15 protein-coding genes are annotated in these 16,380 nt (G+C 63.2%); all 15 read left to right on the forward strand.

The features are described 5' to 3' along the window. Positions 1-247, forward strand: a 247-nt coding sequence (locus tag ACH2EI_RS05170) for a hypothetical protein (protein ID WP_395159337.1), incomplete at its 5' end; no start/stop codon positions are given. 134 nt (positions 248-381) lie between these two features. Further along, positions 382-1,614: an acyl-CoA dehydrogenase family protein gene (locus ACH2EI_RS05175; RefSeq protein ID WP_395151861.1), complete on the forward strand. Its 1,233-nt coding sequence runs from the start codon at positions 382-384 to the stop codon at positions 1,612-1,614. A gap of 304 nt (positions 1,615-1,918) precedes the next feature. Next, positions 1,919-2,416 carry an HNH endonuclease gene (locus ACH2EI_RS05180; RefSeq protein WP_395151859.1) on the forward strand — a complete coding sequence of 166 codons (498 nt, stop codon included), beginning with the start codon at positions 1,919-1,921 and terminating at the stop codon, positions 2,414-2,416. Positions 2,417-2,432: 16 nt separating this feature from the next. Then, positions 2,433-3,083: a hypothetical protein gene (locus tag ACH2EI_RS05185; protein WP_395151857.1), complete on the forward strand. Its 651-nt coding sequence runs from the start codon at positions 2,433-2,435 to the stop codon at positions 3,081-3,083. A gap of 436 nt (positions 3,084-3,519) precedes the next feature. After that, on the forward strand, positions 3,520-3,942 hold the full coding sequence (locus tag ACH2EI_RS05190; RefSeq protein ID WP_395159339.1) for a division/cell wall cluster transcriptional repressor MraZ: 423 nt from the start codon (positions 3,520-3,522) through the stop codon (positions 3,940-3,942). Further along, on the forward strand, positions 3,939-4,934 hold the full coding sequence (rsmH, locus tag ACH2EI_RS05195) for a 16S rRNA (cytosine(1402)-N(4))-methyltransferase RsmH (protein WP_395151853.1): 996 nt from the start codon (positions 3,939-3,941) through the stop codon (positions 4,932-4,934). The genes ACH2EI_RS05190 and rsmH overlap by 4 nt, the downstream gene beginning before the upstream one ends. Before the next feature lie 74 nt (positions 4,935-5,008). Further along, positions 5,009-5,422, forward strand: a complete 414-nt coding sequence (locus ACH2EI_RS05200; protein WP_395151851.1) for a hypothetical protein — start codon at positions 5,009-5,011, stop codon at positions 5,420-5,422. A 444-nt stretch (positions 5,423-5,866) separates the two neighbouring features. Further along, on the forward strand, positions 5,867-7,552 hold the full coding sequence (locus ACH2EI_RS05205; RefSeq protein ID WP_395159341.1) for a peptidoglycan D,D-transpeptidase FtsI family protein: 1,686 nt from the start codon (positions 5,867-5,869) through the stop codon (positions 7,550-7,552). Continuing rightward, complete coding sequence (locus tag ACH2EI_RS05210; protein WP_395151847.1) at positions 7,549-9,027, forward strand: UDP-N-acetylmuramoyl-L-alanyl-D-glutamate--2,6-diaminopimelate ligase; 1,479 nt, start codon at positions 7,549-7,551, stop codon at positions 9,025-9,027. Before ACH2EI_RS05205 ends, ACH2EI_RS05210 begins: the two co-directional genes overlap by 4 nt. Then, positions 9,024-10,070 carry a phospho-N-acetylmuramoyl-pentapeptide-transferase gene (gene mraY / locus ACH2EI_RS05215; protein ID WP_395151845.1) on the forward strand — a complete coding sequence of 349 codons (1,047 nt, stop codon included), beginning with the start codon at positions 9,024-9,026 and terminating at the stop codon, positions 10,068-10,070. The genes ACH2EI_RS05210 and mraY overlap by 4 nt, the downstream gene beginning before the upstream one ends. After that, positions 10,067-11,434 (forward strand): UDP-N-acetylmuramoyl-L-alanine--D-glutamate ligase, encoded by a 1,368-nt coding sequence (gene murD / locus ACH2EI_RS05220; protein WP_395151843.1) that lies wholly within the window; start codon positions 10,067-10,069, stop codon positions 11,432-11,434. The genes mraY and murD overlap by 4 nt, the downstream gene beginning before the upstream one ends. Next, the gene (locus tag ACH2EI_RS05225; RefSeq protein WP_395151841.1) at positions 11,431-12,861 is read left to right on the forward strand and encodes an FtsW/RodA/SpoVE family cell cycle protein; all 1,431 of its coding nucleotides are present in this window, start codon (positions 11,431-11,433) and stop codon (positions 12,859-12,861) included. The genes murD and ACH2EI_RS05225 overlap by 4 nt, the downstream gene beginning before the upstream one ends. Position 12,862: 1 nt before the next feature. Then, complete coding sequence (locus ACH2EI_RS05230) at positions 12,863-13,981, forward strand: UDP-N-acetylglucosamine--N-acetylmuramyl-(pentapeptide) pyrophosphoryl-undecaprenol N-acetylglucosamine transferase (protein WP_395151839.1); 1,119 nt, start codon at positions 12,863-12,865, stop codon at positions 13,979-13,981. Continuing rightward, positions 13,978-15,435 (forward strand): UDP-N-acetylmuramate--L-alanine ligase, encoded by a 1,458-nt coding sequence (murC, locus tag ACH2EI_RS05235; protein ID WP_395151837.1) that lies wholly within the window; start codon positions 13,978-13,980, stop codon positions 15,433-15,435. Before ACH2EI_RS05230 ends, murC begins: the two co-directional genes overlap by 4 nt. Next, positions 15,419-16,375 carry a UDP-N-acetylmuramate dehydrogenase gene (murB, locus tag ACH2EI_RS05240; RefSeq protein ID WP_395159343.1) on the forward strand — a complete coding sequence of 319 codons (957 nt, stop codon included), beginning with the start codon at positions 15,419-15,421 and terminating at the stop codon, positions 16,373-16,375. Before murC ends, murB begins: the two co-directional genes overlap by 17 nt. Positions 16,376-16,380 lie beyond the last annotated feature (5 nt).

A 16,380-nucleotide genomic window follows, 5' to 3' on the forward strand; every position in this document is an offset into this window, starting at 1 on the left:
GCCAATGGTGGAACGCACAGGAATCATGCTCGCTCGCGCTGTGGCCTCAATGTGCGCAACGCTTGATGTCACCACGGTCTTCCTCTCTGGCAACGTGATCGACGTACTCGGCGACCGGATGCTCGAAGCGTTCCACCGCGAACTGGCTGTCCGGTCCCGACTGAAGTCGTTGCAGGGCCTCAAGATTATTGAGCCGCACGAACGGATCTGGCCGCTGGTGGCGGCTGCCTCGCTCGCGCTGAATTGACCGTCGGGCTGATTTCAGCAGAACCGTTTGAGAACCGTTTGAGAACCGTTTGAGAACCGTTTGCAGCACAAATCAGCAAGGCGAGTTGTCGCCCGGCTACCGCGCGGTAACCGCCACCGATTAACATGGCCAACATGGACCCGACTTACACCGCAGACGCCGAGGCCTACCGAGAAAAGGTCCAGGCCTTCCTTGCCGAGAAGCTCCCCTCCAACTGGGAGGGCATCGGCCGCCTCGAAGGTGAGACGCTCGCAACATTCGTCGGCGAATGGCGTAACACGCTGTACGAGGCGAACTATCTCGCACCTGGCTGGCCGAAGGAGTTCGGTGGTGCCGGTCTGTCCTCGACAGAGCAGGTCATCCTGGCCGAAGAGTTTGCCAAGGCAGGCGTGCCGACCGGCGGTCCGAACGACGCGTTCAGCATCCAGATGCTCGGCAACACCATTCTCGTGTGGGGTACGGACGAACAGAAGGCGCACTACCTCCCGCGTCTCCTCAAGGGCGACGACACCTGGTGTCAGGGCTACTCCGAGCCGGACGCCGGTTCCGACCTTGGCAACGTCGGCCTTCGTGCCGAACTCGATGGTGACGAGTGGATCCTCAATGGTCAGAAAATCTGGACCTCCGCCGGTCATCTCGCTGACCACATCTTCACGCTCGCCCGGACCGACCCCGATTCGCCGAAGCACAAGGGCATCTCGTTCCTGCTCGTTCCGATGGACCAGCCGGGTATCGAAGTCCGTCCGATCAAAATGATCTCGGGCGACAGCGAGTTCAACGAGGTCTTCTACACCGACGCACGTGTCCCGAAGGACAACGTGATCGGCGGCGTCAACAACGGTTGGGCAGTGGCCATGTCACTGCTCGGCTACGAACGTGGCGAAGCAGCAGCAACCGGCCCGATCCGCTTCAAAGGCGAGTTCGCCCGCCTGCTCAAGATGGCCCAGGATCGCGGCGTCGCCAACGACCCGGTTATCCGTCAGAAGCTCGCATGGTGCTACTCGAAGGTGCAGATCATGGGCTTCCTCGGCCAGCGGGTACTCACGCAGTTCCTCGCCGGTCACCATCCTGGCCCTGACGCCGCAATCGGCAAGCTCCAGTGGAGCGAGTACCACAGGGTCGTCACCGAACTCGCCATGGACATCTTGGGCGCCGACGCCCTGCATTGGGAAGGCCGCAAGCCGCCGTCCTCGTTCGGCTCCGACGATTCCGGTGCGCTGAATGACCCGTCGTCGTGGATCGGCACATTCCTCAACGCCCGCGCCGGCACCATCTACGCCGGTTCGTCGCAGATTCAGCGCAACATCATCGGTGAAATGATCTTGGGTCTCCCCAAAGAGCCCAGGCCACCAGTCCCGGCGAAGTGATCCGCGCGGCGCTGTCGGTCGTCCGACATCCGGGACTCTGGCCGACAGCGCTTCGTCAGGCGCGAAGAACTGCGCCACCTGGCTGGTGGAGACGCAAGCCGTTCTTGCCCGTGCCATCCGGGGAGTACCTTGAATTCCGGCTGATCACCCAGTATGGCGATGCCACGCATCGACCTGAGCCGGGCGATGTGGTGAAATACCTGCAATGGTGTCGTCAATGGGATCGTCCGCAATGAACGCCAGAGCGTTCATCCAGCGAACAAATCCTGCGTTCACCGAAGGGCCCTTTCGTTAGGTTCCTCGGATGCACAGCGCTCTTGTTCTCAATGCCAGCTATGAGCCGCTGTCCGTCGTGTCGTCACGGCGCGCCACATGCCTCGTGCTTGCTGACAAGGCCGAAATGCTCGAAGACGATGGCATCGTCCTGCGCTCCGAGTCGTTCGAGATCGCTCAGCCGTCGGTCATCCGCTTGCGCTACATGGTGAAGGTGCCGTACGTCAGGCGATCGTCGATGTCACGCCGCGGAATTTTTGCCCGCGACGAGCACCGTTGCCAGTACTGCGGTGGCCACGCTGACTCGATCGACCACGTCTTTCCTCGCTCCAGAGGTGGCCCGCACACCTGGGAGAACGTCGCAGCGGCGTGCACCCCATGTAACCGCACCAAACGCGATCGTACACCGGAAGAGGCAGGGATGGCCCTCGTTCGACCCTGTCGGGTGCCCCGCTCGACGTCCTGGATCGTCGTGTCGGTGAGCTCAATGCCCGACACGTGGCGGCCGTACCTGTCGATGGCTTCCTGAGCGGCATACTCACTCCATGTTCGAGCGGCTCGACTTCCACGAGTCGGCAGCTTGCTTCCACGCCCGTTCCATTCCCGAGCACGCGACCGCCCAGATCTGGGTGAACCATGTCGCTGGCGCAGCACTGGTGCTCGGCTCGACTCAGCGTGACCTGTCGATAATCGACGCGCAGGAATGCAAACGGCGAGGCATCGACATCGTGCGACGACGGAGCGGCGGTGGTGCGGTCCTCCTGACGCCGTCCGAGGTCACCTGGTTTGACGTGATCATCCCCAGCGGCGCGCCTGGCTGGGCACAGGATGTCCACGCACCAATGGTCTGGTTGGGGGAGCGGTTTGCTGCAGCCTGCCGAGCGGCAGGCGTGGCGCAAGCACTGACCGTCAATGACAACTCGATGATTCGCACAGAATGGTCGACCTTGGTCTGCTTCGATGGCATCGGTCCTGGTGAAGTACTCCTCGACGGTCACAAGCTCCTCGGTATCAGCCAACGCCGTACTCGGGCCGCCCTGCGCCTGCAATGCTGCTGGTATCACGAGGTCGATTCGGCTGCTCTCGTGGGTTTGTTCCCGTCGCTCGACGGCATCGACCCGTCGGCGCTGTCACCGATTGCGTCGCTGCCGACGCGATTCTCGGCCGACATCTTGCAACATCTCTGTTCTTCCTGAGCGCGTCATTCGGGCTTGGCTTCGGGCTCGATCCTGCCAACTACCTCTCTGGAGCGCTCCAAGCAGGACTTCGTCCTGCGTCGCTGTCAGTTGCTGTGCTGCCAGCGCGTTGTTTGCTGGGGTCACCCGGCTGCGGTTCGAGTGCACGGCTGCACCAGGTCCGGGTGTCTGGGCGCGCGACTTTGGCTTGAGTGGTGAGCTCCGGGCCGGGTGAGCCGGCGGAAGTCTCATCGCCTGATCGAGCCGTGCACATGAGGGACTGACGGGTGACCCAGTCTCACCCATGAAAAGGAGGTAAATGGGGAGAGATAGTTGACTAAGGGGGCAATTGGGGTAAGAATGGGGATTGCTGGGGAAATCTCCCTCGTTCGCCAGCGTGAACAGGCCCATTCCGGGGGAGAGCAGCAGGAACGAGACGCAGCCGGTGTTTGTCGGGATGCAGGAGCGACAGCTCGACGAGCGGGGACGTGTGGCACTGCCACCGACCTTTCGGCATCTACTCGGCGATCTCTGCTACTTGTTCTCCGGCGAAGACGGCTGCGTCAGCATTCGCAGCGTCGAGGCCTTCAACGACGAAGCCACCGACCTGATAGCGCGCGTCAAGCGTGGTGAAGCCAGCCGTGACCGCCAGCGTGCATTCGCCGCATCGGCGAGTGAGGCATCGATCGACAAGCAGGGTCGCGTGACGATTTCGCCCGAATTGCGCAGCTATGCGGGCATCGCGCCGCAGTCGGCGGTCATCGTCCTCGGCAACCTCCACCACATTGAAATCTGGGAACCCGCCGCGTATGGCGTGCATTGCACCAACGGCACCGACGAACTGACCGGCGACACGGTCGCTACCGGAGCAAAGCAATGAGCGCAGCCGAAGTTTTCAACCATCAGCCGGTGATGCTTGCCGAGATCACGAAGCTGTTTGCCGACGTTCCGGCAGGCACCCTCGTCGACGCGACGCTCGGGGGCGGCGGCCACGCCGAAGCAATCCTGAACGCCCACCCGCACCTCGACATCCTTGGCATCGACCAGGACGCCGACGCCCTCACCGCAGCGATGGCTCGACTTGACGCACAGCGCCACCGCATTCGCACGAGCCACCGCCGGTTCAACGAATTTTCCGAAGCACTCGCAGACCACGAAATAGCTGGGATCAGTGGTGCGCTGTTCGACCTCGGCGTGTCGTCGCCGCAGCTCGATCGCGGCGATCGTGGCTTCTCGTACCGCCACGACGGCCCACTCGACATGCGGATGAATGCCGACCAGCAGTGGTCGGCATCAGACGTGGTCAACGGGTACGGCGAGTACGAACTCGGCACGGTCATCAAGAAATATGGCGACGAGCGATTCTTCAAGCGAATCTCGCGAGCGATCGTCGCCGCACGCCCGATTACCACCACCGCCGAACTGGCCGAAATAGTCACGAGCTCGATCCCGGCTCCGGCCCGTCGCACCGGTGGCCACCCAGCCAAGCGCACGTTCCAGGCGATCCGGATCGAAGTCAACGGCGAACTCGATGTACTTCCTGACGCACTCGACCAGGCTGTCGAACACACCGTGCCTGGCGGCCGCATCGCCGTGTTGTCCTACCATTCTGGCGAAGACCGCATCGTGAAGGAACGCTTCGCATTTGCTGCTGGTGCCTGCGACTGCCCACATGATCTGCCGTGTGTTTGCGGCGCAATTCAGACGGTCCGCCTCGTGCGCGGCGTGCCGAAGCGAGCGACGGACGAAGAGCGCTCGACAAACCGTCGAGCAGCATCGGCCCGCCTCCGCGTCGTTGAGCGCATTGAGGCCGTCCGCAAGTCGGATGGTCTTCCCGTCGGTTCAGACGCACCGAGCGGGCTTGGATACTGATGGCTGCTCCGCTCCGTAGGCAAACGGCAGTTACCCGGATTTCCGCCGGCGCCGCACAGTCGAAGAAGCCCGCCTTGACGCTGGCCGCAAGCCGTGGTCGACGCTGGCCTGCCGTCCTTGGTGGCTTCGTTCTCCTGGTCGTGCTCGCTGGCATGCTCGGTGCTGCGGTGTTTCATACGCAGCTCGCCGAACGTCAGCTGAAGATCGGCCAGCTCGAGCGATCCGTCAATGACGAACGCGAACGCTTCGACGAACTCCGGTACCGCCGCGCTGAACTGCGCTCGCCTGTGCGGCTGGCGGGCGCTGCGGGTGATCTCGGCATGGTCCGTGGCGACGCTGGCACGTTTGTCGAGCTCGACAGCTGGGCGACGGCGCGCCAACTCGCAGTAGCCGGGGTGATTGACATCACCTCACGGCAAGTCATCATCGATACCGATCCACTCGAACAGTTCAGTGACGTCAAACGCGTCTCCGCGGGCCAGCCCTAGGAGACCACGATGGCAACTCGTTCGCACTCACCTCGCACGTCCGACCGAAAGCCAGGCCGCAACACCGTCGCGGCTCCGCAACAGCGCACAGCGGGCCGTTCCGCACGCATGACTACCCAGCGTTCGACGCCCAGCAAGAGCTCGGTCGCCAGCAAGAGTTCGAGTCGAACAGCGAACTCGGCAAAGGCGCACCGCGCTGAACCGCAGCGGCGGTCCTCGTCGCAGACTCCGGTGCGCGGTACCGCGACGTCGAGCCGCGCCACTGCTGGCACAGATCGCCGTTTGCCCGTCGCCCCGGCAAAGCGCAGGGCGACCCAATCCAACCAGCGCTCCGCATCGCGTGACGTCGAACGGAACCGCCGCAAGGTCTCAGCCCCGTCGCCCGAGAAACGAGCAAGGCAGCGCGGAGTTGCCTCGCCCCTGCGCCGTCTGCGCATCACCCTCGTGGCCATCGCTGTGGTACTGCTCGCCATCGTCGGGCGCGTTGCCTACCTCCAGACCAAGGAAGCCGACTCACTCCAATCCGCTGGCGCCGACCAGTGGACGCGCTCGTACTCGCTTCCGGCACAGCGCGGCACGATGTTTGATCGGCACGGCAACGAACTGGCGATGTCGGTGCCCGCTGCATCCATCTCGATCAACCCGAAACTGCTCGTCGACGGTGCCGTCGTTGTTCAGGAACTCGACACGCTGCTTGATCTCAGCGATGAGAAGGTCGCATCGCTGCTGAGCGAAGTCGAGAGCAAGGATCGCGGCTTCGTCTACGTCGCACGCCAGGTTGACGCCAACGCCGGTGACTTCATCCGCGCACTTGGCCACGCTGGCGTCAACGTCGACGACGAATCACGCCGAGAGATGCCGGGTGGCGACACTGGGCGCAGCGTGCTCGGTCGGACCAACATTGACGGTATTGGGATTGCGGGTCTTGAGCAGCAGTACAACGATGTCATGACCGGCACAGGTGGCTCGATGACCCGCGAAGTTGATACGAAGCAACAGACAATCGCCGGTTCCGAATCGATCACACAGGCGCCAGTCGCCGGCAACGACCTCGTGTTGACCATCGATCGTTCAATCCAGTTTGCTACCGAGCAGGTGCTCCTGGAACAGCTCGAACGCATTGAGGCCAAGGGCGGCACCGTCATTGCCCTCGAAACGAAGACTGGCGAAATCCTCGGTCTCGCTTCGGTTCGTCGGGATGACCAAACCGGTGAGTACGGCGTGACCAATGGCAACTTTGCCGCCGTCGATGCCTACGAGCCGGGCTCTGTGGCCAAGGTCATCACGATTGCCGGCGCACTTGATGCCGGCGCCGTCACTCCGGAGACGGCCTTCACCGTGCCGTGGCGTAAGAAGTACGCCGACGACATTCTCAAGGATTCCCACGAGCACCCCGACGAGCTGCTGACCGTCTCGGACATTCTGACTGAGTCGTCGAACATTGGCACGATCATGGTGCAGCAGGAACTTGGTCGGTACGAGCACTACGACTACATGACCGCCTTCGGTCTTGGTTCCAAAACGGCACTTGATTTCCCCGGCGAATCACCCGGCCTCCTCAAGGACGTCGACGAACTGTGGGGTTCTGAACGAGTGACGGTTGCGTACGGCCAGGGCATGTCGAGCACCTCACTCCAGCTCGTCTCTGCGATCAACGTCATCGCCAACGGCGGCGTCTATGTTGCACCGAAGCTGGTCAAGGCGACTGTCGGCCCGGATGGTCAGCAGACGCCAATGCCTGCATCCGCAACGCACCGCGTCGTGTCCAAACAGGCAGCTGCAGAGACGACGGCAATGATGCAGCGCGTTGTCTGCGAAGGCACCGCCAAGATGGCCCAAGTCGACAACCTGCCCGTTGCCGGCAAGACCGGTACAGCGTTCAAGGCTGCTGATAATGGCACCTACTACAACGAAGACGGCGACCGGATCTATTACGCGAGCTTCGTTGGGTTCTTCCCGGCGGACGACCCACAGATCACCATTTTGGTCTCGGTGGACGAGCCGCCGGCCGGCACACGCGACCGCTTCGGTGGAACGGCCGCCGCGCCGGTGTTCGCAGCCCTCGTTCCGACACTGCTGCATGAGTGGAATATCCAGCCGTCACCCGGCAGCAAGGGATGCCCCGAGTGACAGTCCCGCACACGGTTGGCTCGCTCGCCGCGGTGCTTGTCGACATGTTTGGTGGTGCGATCGCAGAGGTCCATGGCGACGGCTCGACGCAGATCTCCACCGTCACGCACGACTCTCGTGCAGTTGACAGCGGATCGCTTTTCGCGTGCCTGCGCGGTGAACGCGTCGACGGACACGACTTCGCTGCAGCGGCAGTTGAGGCAGGCGCAGCAGCGCTACTCGTCGACCGCCGGCTTGAAGCGGCAATCGTTGGCGGGGTCGCACAACTGATCGTCGATGACACTCGCCTCCGGCTCGGACCGATCGCCGCATCGCTCATGGGTGACCCGAGTGGCCGAATGACGACCGTTGGTATCACCGGGACCAATGGCAAGACGACGACGAGCCTGATGCTCGAAGCGATCTTCCTGGCACACGGCCAACGAGTCGGCGTGATCGGCACGCTCAACGGCCCGCGCACCACCCCTGAGGCACCCGAACTCCAGCAGCGCCTCGCCGAGTTCCTTGCGGACGACTGTTCGGCAGCGGTGCTCGAAGTTTCGTCTCATGCGCTCACGCTGCATCGTGTCGACGGAACGCACTTTGATGCCGTCGTATTCACCAACTTCGGACATGACCACCTCGACCTCCACGGAACTCCCGAGGACTATTTCCGAGCCAAGGCATCGCTGTTCGACGTTCGCTTTGCACCGCTGGCAGTGATCAACATCGACGACACGCATGGCCGGCTGCTGACCGATGTGATCGTCGGTAATGACGGGCCGTCGATGCGAGTCGTCACCTACTCGGTTACTGAACTCGTCGACGTCGAGGTCACCCCGACGTCACTGAGCTACGAGTGGAGCGGACGTCGGATTCATGTCGGAATCGGCGGAGCGTTCAACGTCTCTAATTCGCTGGCCGCCGTTGTCACGGCAACTGAACTCGGTATTCCGCTTGACGCCATCGTCAGTGGACTCGCTCGTCTCAACGCCATCCCCGGGCGCTTCGAAACAGTCGCCTGGCCTGCTGGCGTCGACGGCGGATTCTCTGTCATCGTCGACTACGCCCACACCCCGGATGGGCTGACAGAAGTGATTGCTGCGGCCCGCGCAGTGGTCGACGGATCAGCATCCGTCATCGTCGTGTTCGGCTGCGGCGGCGACCGCGATCGCGGCAAGCGTGCGGAAATGGGCGCCGCCGCCGCCGCCGGCGCCGATCGGGTGATCGTCACCTCAGACAACCCGAGGTCTGAGCAGCCGATGCAGATTATCGATGACGTCGTGGCCGGGGTGCCGAGCAACTATCGTGATCGAGTCACGTTGAACCCCGACCGACACACGGCCATCGGAGATGCCTTGGACGTGGCGCAAAGTGGCGACATCGTCGTCATTGCAGGCAAGGGCCACGAAAAGACTCAGGACCTCGGCGACACGGTCGTCGAGTTCGACGACCGGGCAGTCGCTCTGTCGTTCATGGAAAGTAGTTCCCGATGATCGCTCTCATGATTGCCACGGCGGTCTCCACGTTGGTGTCGCTCTTCGGCACCCGTTACCTCATCGGTTTCTTCCGGACTCGTGGCCAGGGTCAGCCGATCCTCGGCAAGGAAGATCGTGGCCCCGAACACCACATGATCAAGCAGGGCACCCCGACGATGGGCGGCATCGCCATCATCGGTGCTGCATTCATTGGATGGGTCGCAGCCCACATCCGCGACCTCGCGTTCTCCAACCAGACCATGATCGTGTGGGTCGGCGTGCTGCTCCTCGCGGTGATGGGCTTCCTCGACGACTACATCAAGGTCCGCAAGGGTCACAACCGGGGCATCTTTTGGAAGCAAAAAAACTACATCACGATGCTCATGAGCTTCGCGATGGCTTGGGTCCTTGTGGTCGGCACGGGCATCTCTCAGACGATTTCGGTCACCCGTCCGGAAATCGGCATCGAGGTTCCCACCGTGGTGTGGGTGCTGTGGGCCGGCATTATTATCTGGGCGACAACGAACGCCGTCAACGTCACCGATGGCCTCGACGGGCTCGCTGCAGGCTCGGCCCTGATGGGCTTTGGCGCCTTCGCGCTGATCGGTTACTGGCTGTTCCGTAATCCTGACGTCTACGACATGGCCGTCAACCCGCTCGACATGGGCGTCTTCGCAGCTGCGTTCGCAGGCGGCTGCCTCGGCTTCCTCTGGTGGAATGCTGCACCAGCGAAGATCTTCATGGGCGACGTCGGTGCCTTGGCCATCGGTTCTGCACTCGCGTTCCTCGCCTTGACGACAAACACCCACCTCCTGATCATCTTGATCTGCGGCATCAATGTCATGGAGGCCGGTTCGGTTGCCATTCAGATGGGTGTCTTCAAGGCATCCGGACGGACCAAGCGCTTGTTCCGCATGTCGCCGATCCACCACCACTTCGAACTACTCGGCTGGCCTGAGACCACCGTGATCATCCGTTTCTGGTTGATTTCCGGCATCTCGATCGCTACCGCAGTCGCCATCTTTATCGCCGACTTCACCAAGGTGGCGGGCGGCTTGTGACAGCACTCGTCTATGGCCTCGCAGTCGCCGGTGAGTCGACCGTCCGCGCACTGCTGCGACACGGCGTCGCGGTCAAGGTCGCCGACGACACGATCACCGATGCCCGGCGAGCGCTGGCGGTCGAACTCGGTGTCGACCTCGCCGATGCCGCACAGACCTCTCCCGATCAACTGCTCGATGGGTGCACCCTGCTGTGCCCGGCACCGGGTGTCCCTGAACGCCACCCGATCATCACTGCGGCGCAACGCCTCGGCCTCGACATCGTGTCGGAAATTGAGCTGGCCTACCGGTGGGAACAAGAACGCCCCGGCGGCCCGCGTCCGATGCTCGCTGTCACTGGTACGGATGGCAAGACCTCGACCACCAAGCTCACCGTCGGGATGCTCGAAGCCGCAGGTGTGCGCTCGGTCGACGCTGGCAACACCGACACGCCGCTGGTTGACGCCATCGACGCACGCAACGATGACGGCACCGAGATGTACGACGCATTCGTGGTCGAATGCTCGAGCTTCCGGCTTGCTTTCACGCCAACGTTTCGCGCCGAGGCGGCCGTCTGGCTGAACGTGCATCCGGACCATCTCAATTGGCACACGTCGATGGCGTCCTATGAGGCAGCCAAGGCCCAGGTGTTCGCGAACCAGTATCCCGACGACGTCGTCATTGGTCTCGCGACAGACGCTGCCGTCATGGGCCACCTCGCGAGAGCGCCGGGCCGCACGTTGAGTTTTGGGCTGACGGCAGGGGAGTACCGGTCGGAAAACGGCCTCCTCATCGGGCCGTCGGGAACGATCGCTTCGATCGCGTCGCTGCGCCGAACACTGCCGCACGACATCACCAACGCACTCGCAGCATCGGCGCTCGTTCTCGAGACCGGGCTCGCGGACAGCGATGCAATCGAACGAGCGCTCGGGACTTTCGTCGGCCCACCGCATCGTCTCGAACGGCTCGGGAGCCACAACGGCGCCGACTGGTTCAACGATTCGAAGGCGACCACGCCGCACGCTGCATCGGCGGCAATCCGCTCGTTTGAGAACATCGTCCTGATCGCTGGCGGCGCCGACAAGGGTGTCGATCTGTCGTCGATGGCGGACGAAGCCTGGCGCTGCAACGGTGTGCTCGCCATTGGCGCGACGGCATCAACGATCGCCAACGATTTTTCCAGTGTCGGCAGAGTTGAATCGGTCGGCACGCTCGAGCGTGCTGTCGAAAAGGCTGCCGCGTGGGCGAGGCCGGGCGACACTGTTCTCCTGTCACCGGGGTGCGCCAGCCTTGATCAGTTCACCAATTTCGAAGCGCGCGGCGAGGCGTTCCGCACGCTCTTTACTCAACTCGCCGAACAGCAATTGCAGGGAGTCTCAGCATGACATCCACACTCACTGTCGCTGACCGTCGTCGTGCCACGCTCGACCGGCGTGCGGCCGATGCACCAGCCGGCCGGAGCGCACCGGCGAGCGGTCCGCCTCGACGCACGGCTCCGACTCGCACGCCTGCGGCGCGATCCACCCCGACACGCAAGCCTGCCGCTCGCGCTGCCACGAGCAAGTCGATGGGCGCTCGTGCCCACGGCGTCGTCGGTGAGCGGCCGAGATCGCTTCGTCCAGTTCGAGCCGCGGCTGAACCCAGCAAGGACCTCGGTCCGATCGCTCAGTTCGGTCTGTCGGTGCGCGCTGCTGCTGGCCCCAAGCGGAAACTCGGCCCGCCGCCGGGCACCTTCTACGTGATTGCCAGCGTGGTTCTCGTGTTCGTCGTTTTCGGCCTCGTCATGGTGCTCTCGGCCTCGGCAGTCACGCAGGCCAACGTCGGCAACTCACCGTACGCAGTGTTCTCGAAGCAGGCGATGTGGGCGGGTGTCGGCCTCGTCGGCATGATCTTTGCGACGCAGGTTCCGTACACGGTCTGGAAGCCGCTGACCATCCCGCTGCTCGGACTCGGTACTGCGGCTATGGCCGTGCCGTTCGTCCCGGGTCTTGGCACGCCGGTCAACGGAGCGCGCTCTTGGGTCCAGTTCGCCGGCTTTTCAGTCCAGCCGTCCGAGTTCCTCAAGCTGGTCGTCGTCATCGCTGCAGCAAGCCTGCTCACGGCTCGGGCCCGCGACCTCGGCGATCGCCGCAAGACCCTCTACCCCATCGCGGCGCTTGCTGGATCGGCCGCGTTGATGAGCCTCGCCCAGGGCGACCTCGGATCCGCCATCGTGCTCGGGGTGATCGTGTTGAGTGTGGCGTGGATCGCTGGCGTGCCGATGAAGCCGCTTGCTGGCCTCACGCTGACGGCCATCGTTGCAGCGATCGGATTCGTCGTGTCCGACTCTCGTCGGCTCAGCCGTTTCACCGCGTTCATGGACATCGAAGGGCACAAGGAATTCGAGTCGTACCAGGTGTACCAAGGGCTGGTCAGCATCGCCAACGGTGGCCTCACCGGCTCCGGCATCGGCGGCAGCCGGACCAAGCTCGGCTACCTCCCGTACGCCCACAGCGACTTCATCTTCTCGATCATTGCTGACGAGCTCGGAATGATCGGCACCGCCGCAGTCATCGGCGGCTTTATTGTTCTCGTGGCCTTCGGCATCCAAGCCGCCCTCGCTGCACCCGACCGATTCGGCATGCTGCTAGCTGGCGGTATCTCGGCGTGGTTCGGAGTGCAGGCGATCATCAACCTTGGCGGCGTGACGGGCGTGATGCCAGTGACCGGCCTCACCCTGCCGTTCTTTTCGGCTGGCGGCAGTTCGCTGTTCGTCAGCATGTTCGCGGCCGGGTTGCTGCTGAGCGTCGCTCGACGAGCGACCCGATCCTGACATGGGCCCGTTCGCCGTCGTCACCGGCGGAGGGACTGCTGGCCATGTGCTGCCGGCTCTCGCCGTCGCTGAAGCGCTGGTCGATCGCGGGCGGAGCGCCGACGAAATCCTGTACGTCGGATGTGAACGAGGGATGGAGACCCGGCTGCTGCCGAACACACCGTTCCCCGCTGTTTTCTACGACGTCGTCGGCTTTCAACGCAGCCTGACTCGTCGAAACATCGCGTTCATTCCGAAGATGATCACGGCAACACGGCAGGCGATCAAGAAGTTCCGCCAGGATCGACCCGCCGTGGTCGTCTCGGTTGGCGGCTACGCCAGCATGCCGTCTGTATTTGCCGCGCGACGGTTGAAGATTCCTGTTGTTGTCGTGTCCTACGACCGTACGCCCGGGCGGGCCAGCCAACTGTCTGCCAAACGGGCCGTGGCGTGCGCTGTGGCGTTCGAGAACTCCCCGCTGCCGCGCGCTGAAGTGACGGGCGCACCTATCCGCCAGGCGATCTTCGATGTTGATCGCACGGCGGGACGTGCAGCGGCACGTGAACGACTCGGCGTGAGACCCAGTCGGTTCCTCGTCGCTGTCATGGGGGGCTCGCAAGGATCGGGCGTCCTCAACGGGGTCATCGCGAAGTACCTCGCCGACCACGCAGACGACAGCGGGTTAGCTGTCCGGCAGGTCGCCGGAGAACGATTCATTGACACAATCGATCAGACTGGATCTGGCGATGCTGATGCAACCGGTGTTCAGCACCAGTTGATCGGGTACGAGCAAGACATGCCATCCGTCTACGAGGCAGCCGATCTGCTGATCGGCCGCGGAGGAGCGAGCACCGTGCACGAGGTGGCCGTCACCGGCACGCCGGCGATTCTCATCCCGTGGCCGAACGCAGCCGACGACCACCAGACCGACAATGTGGGTTGGCTGACCGACGCGGGCGCCGCAGTACTCATGCCCGAATCGGATCTCGGCCGCCTCGGCGACGAGATTGAGCGCCTTCGCATCGACGGCGCCGCACGGAAAGAATTGAGTGATGCGGCTTCGGCCCGTGGTGACGTTCATCGATCTGGCGCATTGGCAGCGTTGATCGAGCGCGTGGCTCTAACATCTCCTGCATCGTGAACTCGACCGACAATCCGTTCGACCAGACTCCATCGTCGGCCGCTCCGGCGATGCGGGCACCGGTTGCGCCGCTCGATCTGTCGATCCCGCATCGGCTGCACGTCGTCGGTATCGGTGGACCCGGCATGAGCGCAATCGGCATTGCCCTGGCCGAAATGGGTCACGACGTTTCGGGCAGCGACCTCCGCGAACATCCGGTTCTCGAGCGCGTCCGTGCGGCACGTGCGGCCGTGTATGTCGGTCACGACCGCGCGTACGTCCATGGCGTCGACGCCGTCACAGCGTCGACCGCGATTCCGTTCCACAACATCGAACTCGACGAAGCCAGGAAAACTGGTGTCACAGTGCTTCGTCGCGCCGGGATGCTTGCGTCGATCTGCGCTCGTGCAAAGTCGTTGGCTGTGGCAGGTACACACGGCAAGACCACGACGACCTCAATGCTGATGCTGATTTTGGCGCAGGCGAGACTCCGACCGAGCTTCATCGTCGGCGGCGATGTCACAGACGTCGGGACCGGTGCGCATTGGTCGGGCGGTGAATGGCTCGTCGTCGAAGCCGACGAGAGCGACGGGACCCATCTCGAACTGCCTCTGCACGGTTCAATCATCACCAACATCGAGGTCGACCACCTCGACCACTACGGCACCTTTGAGGCCATCGTCGACAGCTTCGATACGTACCTCGGTCAGATCGTTGGGCCCAAGGTCCTGAGTGCTGACGATCCAGTCACCCGCCGACTCTCAGCCGTGCACGGTGGCGTCACGTTCGGACTCAGCGACGATGCCGACGTGCGTGCAGTTGATGTGCTTGCAACCAATGGATCGTTCACGTTTGGTGTCGAGCGGCGCCAAGTCGGCAACATGGTCCGGCTCGGTGAGGTCAGCCTGCCGATGCGCGGCGTGTATAACGTCAGGAACGCACTTGCAGCCACGGCGATGGCGCTCGAAATTGGCGTGGGCTTCGCAGACATTGCCGAGGCTTTGGCCAAATTCGGCGGGGTCGCTCGGCGATTCGATGTTCGCGGTGTCGATGGTGGAGCGACTTTTGTCGATGACTACGCCCACCTGCCGACCGAGATCGACTCGGTGCTGACTGGGGCACGCGACAGCGGCGACGGGTGGGATCGCATTATCGCGGTGTTTCAACCAAATCGGTTCAACCGCATCTCTGAGATCTGGCGTGACTACGCCGATGCATTTGGCCAGGCCGACATCGTGGTGCTTACCGACATCTACGCATCTGGTACGACACCGATTCCGGGCGTCACCGGCAAGCTCATTGTCAACGCCGTGACCGAGGCCAACCCCGGCAAACGTGTCGTTTGGCTTCCAAACCGGAGCGATCTAGTCGACTACGTTGCACGAGAAGCCAGAAGCGGCGATGTCGTGATTTCGATGGGCTGCGGCGACATCGCGTCGTTCCCGTCTGAGGTACTCGATGTCCGCCGCAGTTGAACGGGCGCTCAGCGAACTTGGAGACCTCGCCGAGCGGGATGTCGCGATCGGTCCATTGACCACCTACCGCGTCGGTGGTGCGGCAGACATCTTCGTCAGGCTCCGATCGCGGGCTGACCTGGTTCCGCTGGCCAGGGCCGTAGCGGCGTCAGGCCTCCCGGTGCTCGTTATTGGGCGCGGTTCGAACCTGCTCGTTGCCGACTCCGGATTCCATGGAATTGCCGTGTCGGCATCCGCCATGACGGATTCGATCCACATTGATGAGTCGTCGGCCACAGTCACGGCTGGAAGCAACGTCTTGCTCCCGGTGTTGGCTCGGCGCACAGCGGCCGCCGGACTCATGGGGTTCGAGTGGGCAGTTGGCGTACCCGGCTCAGTCGGTGGCGCTGTGCGGATGAATGCTGGCGGTCACGGCTCTGACATGGCGGCGGCGCTTGTCTCTGTGACGATTGCCGACATCTCGAATATCCAGCGCGACCTGACCGACGATGGAGAAGCTGGCATCGTTCGGTCTGTGAGTGCAGACGCCTTGGGGCTCCGATTCCGAGGGAGCAGCCTGGTTTCCACCGAACTTGTTCTCGACGCGACGCTGCAGTTGGCGCACGGCGACCGGGCAACGGCTGAGGCCGAACTGAGCGAGATCGTGCAATGGCGTCGGGCCAACCAGCCCGGCGGACAGAACGCAGGGTCGGTCTTCGTCAACCCGGTTCCGGGCGAAGTCACCTGTGGTGCACTGATCGAGAGCGCAGGCCTGCGCGGGCTGCGTCGGGGCACTGCAACGGTGTCCGAAAAGCACGCCAACTTCATCCAGGCAGACGAAAACGGCACGGCGGGCGATGTCCGCGACCTGATGCGCCACGTTCGTACCGAGGTCGAACGGTCCACCGGCTATCGGCTGCGGAGCGAGATCCGTCTGATCGGTTTTGATGATGATTTCTGAGTCGG

Source organism: Ilumatobacter sp., assembly GCF_041688325.1.
Taxonomy (GTDB): Bacteria; Actinomycetota; Acidimicrobiia; order Acidimicrobiales; family Ilumatobacteraceae; genus Ilumatobacter_A.

Bases quoted from the DNA above. Each gene is read 5' to 3' on its own strand.
- ACH2EI_RS05175 (WP_395151861.1), top strand. From the start codon at position 382: ATGGACCCGACTTACACCGCAGACGCCGAGGCCTACCGAGAAAAGGTC.
- ACH2EI_RS05180 (WP_395151859.1), top strand. From the start codon at position 1,919: ATGCACAGCGCTCTTGTTCTCAATGCCAGCTATGAGCCGCTGTCCGTC.
- ACH2EI_RS05185 (WP_395151857.1), top strand. From the start codon at position 2,433: ATGTTCGAGCGGCTCGACTTCCACGAGTCGGCAGCTTGCTTCCACGCC.
- ACH2EI_RS05190 (WP_395159339.1), top strand. From the start codon at position 3,520: ATGCAGGAGCGACAGCTCGACGAGCGGGGACGTGTGGCACTGCCACCG.
- rsmH (WP_395151853.1), top strand. From the start codon at position 3,939: ATGAGCGCAGCCGAAGTTTTCAACCATCAGCCGGTGATGCTTGCCGAG.
- mraY (WP_395151845.1), top strand. From the start codon at position 9,024: ATGATCGCTCTCATGATTGCCACGGCGGTCTCCACGTTGGTGTCGCTC.
- ACH2EI_RS05225 (WP_395151841.1), top strand. From the start codon at position 11,431: ATGACATCCACACTCACTGTCGCTGACCGTCGTCGTGCCACGCTCGAC.
- ACH2EI_RS05230 (WP_395151839.1), top strand. From the start codon at position 12,863: ATGGGCCCGTTCGCCGTCGTCACCGGCGGAGGGACTGCTGGCCATGTG.
- murB (WP_395159343.1), top strand. From the start codon at position 15,419: ATGTCCGCCGCAGTTGAACGGGCGCTCAGCGAACTTGGAGACCTCGCC.